The 6,722-nt window shown below is 37.2% G+C and carries 8 protein-coding genes; 6 read left to right on the top strand and 2 right to left on the bottom strand.

Annotated elements, in window-relative coordinates; genetic code table 11:
- The 6 genes from JCM6256_RS10770 to JCM6256_RS06500 form a co-directional block, all read left to right on the top strand.
- Window positions 1-204: hypothetical protein (locus JCM6256_RS10770; protein ID WP_025080943.1), on the top strand; the 204-nt coding region annotated here is incomplete at its 5' end.
- Window positions 201-1,232: a sugar-binding transcriptional regulator gene (locus tag JCM6256_RS06520; protein ID WP_025080942.1), complete on the top strand. Its 1,032-nt coding sequence runs from the start codon at window positions 201-203 to the stop codon at window positions 1,230-1,232. The genes JCM6256_RS10770 and JCM6256_RS06520, both read left to right, overlap by 4 nt.
- A 55-nt stretch (window positions 1,233-1,287) precedes the next feature.
- Window positions 1,288-2,304, top strand: a complete 1,017-nt coding sequence (gene gap, locus JCM6256_RS06515; protein ID WP_025080941.1) for a type I glyceraldehyde-3-phosphate dehydrogenase — start codon at window positions 1,288-1,290, stop codon at window positions 2,302-2,304.
- A 120-nt stretch (window positions 2,305-2,424) separates the two neighbouring features.
- Window positions 2,425-3,636 carry a phosphoglycerate kinase gene (locus JCM6256_RS06510; protein WP_025080940.1) on the top strand — a complete coding sequence of 404 codons (1,212 nt, stop codon included), beginning with the start codon at window positions 2,425-2,427 and terminating at the stop codon, window positions 3,634-3,636.
- Window positions 3,637-3,657: 21 nt separating this feature from the next.
- The gene (tpiA, locus tag JCM6256_RS06505) at window positions 3,658-4,413 is read left to right on the top strand and encodes a triose-phosphate isomerase (protein ID WP_025080939.1); all 756 of its coding nucleotides are present in this window, start codon (window positions 3,658-3,660) and stop codon (window positions 4,411-4,413) included.
- 280 nt (window positions 4,414-4,693) lie between these two features.
- Window positions 4,694-5,260, top strand: coding sequence for a GNAT family N-acetyltransferase (locus JCM6256_RS06500; RefSeq protein ID WP_025080938.1), 567 nt, complete (start codon window positions 4,694-4,696; stop codon window positions 5,258-5,260).
- Here JCM6256_RS06500 and JCM6256_RS06495 read toward each other — a convergent pair.
- Entirely contained in the window at window positions 5,257-5,778 is a 522-nt protein-coding gene (locus JCM6256_RS06495; protein WP_025080937.1) for an LURP-one-related/scramblase family protein, read from the bottom strand. The genes JCM6256_RS06500 and JCM6256_RS06495 overlap by 4 nt on opposite strands.
- A 21-nt stretch (window positions 5,779-5,799) precedes the next feature.
- Complete coding sequence (locus tag JCM6256_RS06490; RefSeq protein WP_025080936.1) at window positions 5,800-6,678, bottom strand: Cof-type HAD-IIB family hydrolase; 879 nt, start codon at window positions 6,676-6,678, stop codon at window positions 5,800-5,802.
- Window positions 6,679-6,722: the final 44 nt, after the last annotated feature.

Here is a 6,722-nt window from a genome sequence, read left to right as displayed (position 1 = left end):
CACTTCGGTTTGTATATTCTTAAAATCGTGCATATTTTTCTTGAATTACAAAAAATACATTGTTATACTAACAGTGTCGATGGGAAATGTGTGGTGGACAAAAAGTTCAAGAAACTACGTTTCTCTTATATTTTTAAGCAGTCTGGGACGGAAAATGACACAGATGTGGTCGGAAGTTGTCCCAAGAGAGGAGGGAGCTTATGAACTCGGACTTTTCCTTGCTCGAAGCTCTTGTACCCGATGTCTTAAAGATACTCCGACAAAGGTATGTTGTCCTTGAGCAGATTTCACTTAATGCGCCAGTAGGACGCAGAAACGTGGCTCAACATTTAGGATTATCTGAGCGAAATGTTCGTACAGAAACTGAGTATTTGAAAAAACTTGGTTTGATAGAAATAAAAAGCTTTGGTATGTTCTTAACTGAAAAGGGCAAAAAGACCTTAAAAGATGCAGCACCAATAATTGATCGTTTGTTTAATGCTGGTGAAAATGAATTGAAGTTAGCTCATAAATTGGGTATAGAACGAACGATAATTGTTCCAGGAGATGCCGATTTGCAAGATCGTGTGTATCAGGAAATGGGAGAGGCGTTAAGCTCGGCACTTGATTTGCTTTTACCATTGGGACATTCAATTATTACGGTTTTGGGCGGTCAGGCGTTAGCAAATTCTGCTAAATATTTGCCTGCTAGTTTAGGAAATAATAGACAACTTGAATTTGTTCCAGGGCGAGGAGCTCTGGGAGAAAATGTTACTACACAAAGTAACACAATAGTTCAGGAGATGGCTGTTAAAACAAATGGTAAATATAAGGCTTTATATTTACCAGAGCAAGTTTCAGAAGCAGCCTATCGTTCATTAATTCGTGAGCCCTCAATTTCTGATGTGTTGCAAGATATTTCACAAAGTGATGCTGTGATTCATGGCATTGGTTTGGCTCAGGAAATGGCCAAGCGCAGAGGTTATGATTCAATTAAACTTTCTGAACTGCGTGAAAAAGAAGCGGTCACCGAATGTTTCGGGTGTTTTTTCGATGACCAAGGACAGATTGTCGACCGTATCACCCAGGTTGGATTACAGTTCGAAAATCTAAAGAAAATACCTCACATATTTGCTTTTGCATGCGGCAGTAAAAAGGCGAATGCAATTAAAGCTTATATGCCTAATGCACCTCGTCAAACCTGGTTAATTACTGATGAGGGTGCCTCAAATATGATTTTAAAGAGGAAGTAATATTCCTGTTTAAAATAAATTGTTGTTTATAGTTCTTAAGGAGGACTTTTAGGTTATGACAGTTAAAATTGGTATTAACGGTTTCGGCCGTATCGGTCGTTTAGCATTCCGTCGTATTATGGACTTAGGCGAAAAGACTAAGGACATCGAAGTTGTTGCAATCAACGACTTGACTACTCCAGCAATGTTAGCATACTTGCTTAAGTACGACACTACTCATGGTACTTTCAACCACGAAGTTTCATCAACTGAAGACTCAATCGTAGTTGACGGTAAGAAGTACCGTGTTTACGCAGAACCACAAGCACAAAACATTCCTTGGGTTAAGAACGACGGTGTTGACTTTGTTCTTGAATGTACTGGTTTCTACACTAGCAAGGCTAAGTCACAAGCTCACCTTGACGCAGGTGCTAAGCGTGTATTGATCTCAGCTCCAGCAGGTAACGACTTGAAGACTATCGTTTACTCAGTAAACGAAGACACTTTGACTGCTGACGACAAGATCGTTTCAGCTGCTTCATGTACTACTAACTCACTTGCACCAATGGCTAACGCATTGAACAAGGAATTCGGTATCGAAGTTGCTACTATGACTACTATCCACGCTTACACTGGTACTCAAATGACTTTGGATGGTCCTGCACGTAGTGGTAAGCCTCAAGATGCTCGTGCTGCTGCTGAAAACATTATTCCTCACAGCACTGGTTCAGCTAAGGCTATCGGCTTGGTATTGCCAGAATTGAACGGCAAGATGAACGGTCACGCACAACGTGTTCCAGTTCCAGATGGTTCAGAAACTGAATTAGTATCAATCTTGAGCAAGAAGGTTACTGCTGACGAAGTTAACGAAGCTATGAAGAAGTACGAAAGTGCATCATTTGCTTACAACGGTGATAACATTGTATCAAGCGATGTAATCAACATGACTGCTGGTTCAATCTTTGACCCAACTCAAACTATGGTAACCACTGCAGGTGACAAGCAATTAGTTAAGACTGTTGCTTGGTACGACAACGAATACTCATTCACTTGCCAAATGGTTCGTACTTTGTTACACTTTGCAACTCTTTAATTATTAGTTTTTAACTGATTATTATAGATAAGCAGTAATGAGAAGGCGGAGGGAGATTCTTCCTTCCGCCTTTTTTTGAAGAAAAAATAATCAATAGAAATCAAATTCGGAGGGATTTTGATGGCTAAATTAATCGTTTCAGACCTTGATGTTAAAGGTAAGAAAGTTTTAGTTCGTGTAGACTTTAATGTTCCTATTAAGGACGGCGTTATTGGTGACGACAACCGTATCGTTGCTGCCCTTCCTACTATTAAGTACATTATCGACAATGGTGGTAAGGCAATTTTGCTTAGTCACTTGGGTCGTATTAAGAGCGATGATGACAAGAAAGAATTGTCATTAAAGCCAGTTGCAGAACGTTTAAGTGAATTACTTAAGAAGCCTGTAACTTTCGTACCATCAAATGAAGGTAAGGAAGTTGAAGAAACTATCGACAAGATGAACGATGGTGATGTTGTTGTTCTTGAAAACACTAGATTCCAAGATATCGACAACGATTTTGGTAAGCGTGAATCAGGTAACGATCCTAAGCTTGGCGAATACTGGGCAAGCCTTGGCGACATGTTTGTAAATGATGCATTTGGTACTGCTCACAGAAGTCACGCATCAAACGTAGGTATCGCTACTGCTATGAAGGAAGCTGGTAAGCAAGCAGCTGCAGGTTACTTGATGGAAAAGGAAATCAAGTTCTTAGGTGATGCTGTTGAAAATCCAGTTCACCCATTCGTAACTATTCTTGGTGGTGCTAAGGTATCAGACAAGATCGGTGTTATCGAAAACTTAATTCCTAAGTCAGACCACATCTTAATCGGTGGTGGTATGGCTTACACATTCTTAGCAGCTCAAGGTCACAAGATTGGTAAGTCATTGTTTGAAGAAGACAAGGTTGAACTTGCTAAGAGTCTTTTGGAAAAGGCTGGCGACAAGATCGTTCTTCCAGTTGACAACGTAGCTGCAACTGAATTCTCAAACGATGCTTCACACGAAGTTGTTGGTGACGATATTCCTGACAACGAAATGGGTCTTGACATTGGTCCTAAGACTGTTGAAAAATTCAAGGAAATCTTGAAGGATGCTAAGACTGTTGTTTGGAACGGCCCAATGGGTGCTTTTGAAATGCCTAACTTTGCAGAAGGTACTTTGGAAGTTGGTCGTGCTTTAGCTGACTTGACTGATGCTACTACTATTATTGGTGGTGGTGACTCAACTGCTGCTGCTAAGCAATTGGGTATTGCACCTAAGATTAGCCACATTTCTACTGGTGGTGGTGCTTCACTTAACTACCTTGAAGGTAAGGAATTACCAGGTATTGCTTGCATCTCAGATAAGTAGAATAAAGGAAGGACATTATTAATGCGTACACCAATTATTGCTGGTAACTGGAAGTTACACATGAACCCAGAACAAACTACTGAGTTCGTTAACGCTGTTAAGGATAATTTACCAGATCCAAGTAAAGTAGAATCACTTATTTGTGCTCCTGCAGTTGACCTTGATGCTTTGAGAAAAGCTGCTGAAGGTTCAAACTTGCACATCGGTGCAGAAAACTGTTACTTCGAAGACGAAGGTGCCTTTACTGGTGAAACCTCTCCAAAGGTTTTGAAGGAAATGGGTATGGACTACGTAATTATTGGTCACTCAGAACGTCGTGGTTACTTCCACGAAACTGATGAAGACATTAACAAGAAAGCTAAGGCTATCTTTGCTAATGGCTTGAAGCCAATTATTTGCTGTGGTGAATCACTTGAAACTCGTGAAGCTAACAAGCAAGAAGAATGGGTAGTTGGCCAAATTAAGGCTGCTTTGGATGGTTTAACTGCAGAACAAGTTTCATCACTTGTTATTGCTTATGAACCAATCTGGGCAATCGGTACTGGTAAGACTGCTTCATCTGATCAAGCTGAAGAAATGTGCAAGACTATTCGTGAAACTGTTAAGGACTTGTACAATGAAGAAACTGCAGAAAACGTTCGTATTCAATACGGTGGTTCTGTAAAGCCTGCTAATGTCAAAGAATTGATGGCTAAGCCTGATATCGATGGTGGTTTAGTTGGTGGTGCTTCACTTAAGCCTGATTCATACTTAGAATTAGTAAATTACCAAGACTAATTACTGTCATAAAAAAGGCTCTGTAATATACAGAGTCTTTTTTGTTTATTGATAATTTAAAATAACCCTTGTAATTTTATCTAAAAGAAGTATAATAATGGCTGGAGGTTGAGATCAAACACTGATCGAGATTCTCCAAATTCAGTCTCTGCCAGTTCCTTATTACTCAAAGATAATTATGGCAGATACATCTATATCTATATCACTTTCTTAAAGGCAGTTATGGGATATCCATAGCTGTCTTTCTTTGTTAGAATGAATATCAATAGGGGGATACAAAATGATTAGAAAAGCTAGAAAATCGGATTTTCCATTTGTTTATCCAATTTTGAAACAAATCTTCGATGAAATGCAAATGAAGAGTATTGAAAGATTACCTGAAGCACAATTTTATGATTTGATGCGTCAAGGTTTTATATCGGAATATTATCGTTATTCGTATCGAAGAATTTGGGTTAATGTTGACGAAAATGATGTTCCCAATGGAATGATTGATATGTATTCATATTATGATCAAAAAATCATTGATTTTGTGCTGAGACAAAAATATGCAAAAGTTGGTTTACCCGTTTCTACAATTATTTTTGATGATCAAGAAGCATGGCCAAATGAATGGTATATTGATGCCTTGGCTGTTGCTTCTAATCATTGGGGAGAAGGGATTGCTAGCAAGTTATTAGATATAGCTCCTCATATTGCTAAAGATAAAGGGTATAAAGTAATTAGCTTAAATGTAGATAAAGAAAACCCTCGTGCACAAAGATTATACGTACACAAGGGTTTTAAAACTACGAAAACTATGACAATTGGTGATCGTAGTTATGATCATATGATTAAGAGTGTTTAATTAGGATCAGTAGAAAATTTCGTATTCATTGGTGGAAATGTTGGTAAACGCAAAGGCGTTACGTGCCACTGAGTAAATAAAATTGAAATTAATAATATGAATGGAATATCTTCTGGCCGAGTTACATTACATACTAAAACAACGCCAGAATTTCCCATAATAGTTTTGACACTTGCAACGTTTTTTAATCCTGAACGAAACGTGTAAGTGCCTTTTTTTATACTGCCAGTAACTAAATAATTTAAACGAGTTACATAAAATAGATTAGTAAGGGGAGTATTAACTTTTTTAACTTTTACCAATGAATGATTGATAACATCAATAGTAAAAGAGGCTATTAAACCTGCTTCGTCTGTAAATAATCGACCAATTTCATTATTATTAAGATCTGAAAGATATAGAGTGTGGTTAGGATTATCTAAATTACCGCGAATAAAATATTGAATTTTGCCATTAGGGCCAGTAATAGGAATTTGCCCATAAGACTTTTCTTGATTAAGTTCTAGCAAGAATTGCATTATTCTCACCTCGATAAATTATTATTTAGACTTTAAATTGTCATTAATAAATTTTTCTAGAATGTAGGCCACGCCATTTTCATTATTAGTTTTAGTGGTGATTTGGGCTAATTTTTTAATTGCAGGAATCGCATTTCCCATTGCTACACCAGTTCCGGCTTCTCGAATCATACTTTCGTCATTTAAATTATCACCGATTGCGGCGATTTCGTCACGTTTTATGCCTTTTTTAGCAGCATAATCGAGTAATGCTAAACCTTTTTGTGCTTTGATATCATTAATTTCAATATTTGAGGCAGAACTTGAAGTAATAATTAAGTGGCCCATTTTATTAATGTTTTTGATAATATCTGTAAAAGCACTACGACCGCGACTGTCAAACACGATAATTTTCATTACTTCAGTTTCTGTATCATTAATTAAAGAATTAAAACTTTTAACTTGAATAATATTCATAATAGATTTATTTCCGGCAGAAATTGCTACTGCTTGTTTAAAAGTCATTCCTGGATTTAAATCCACCATCAAGTGCGCAACATTAGAAATTCGGGCATTAATATTTTCTGAGTAAACATGATCCTTAGTAAGGATTTCAAAATAAAAATTATTTTTGTGCAAAAGATAAACTATTCTTTTAGCTTTTTCTTTTTGTAAACAATGCTTAACAATCAAATTATCATTTTCATCGTAGACTAAGGCACCGTTTAAATTTATAAAACCTGTTTGAACATTGGCATCTTTTAAGAGAACTTTGGATTCTTTTGGTGCTCGTCCAGTAGCAACTAGAAATTCGATACCGTTTTCTTGAGCTTTATGAATAGCATCTGCGTTTTCTTTAGAAACTTCCATATCACTGTTAAAAAGTGTGCCATCAAGATCACAAGCGACTAATTTAATCATACTAATCCTCCCATAATTACTTAATTTCATGATACCATAGATAT

Origin of the sequence: Lactobacillus hamsteri DSM 5661 = JCM 6256 (assembly GCF_000615445.1) — a bacterium.
Classification (GTDB): Bacteria; Bacillota; Bacilli; order Lactobacillales; family Lactobacillaceae; genus Lactobacillus; species Lactobacillus hamsteri.
This window is presented reverse-complemented; position numbering and strand designations above follow the sequence as displayed.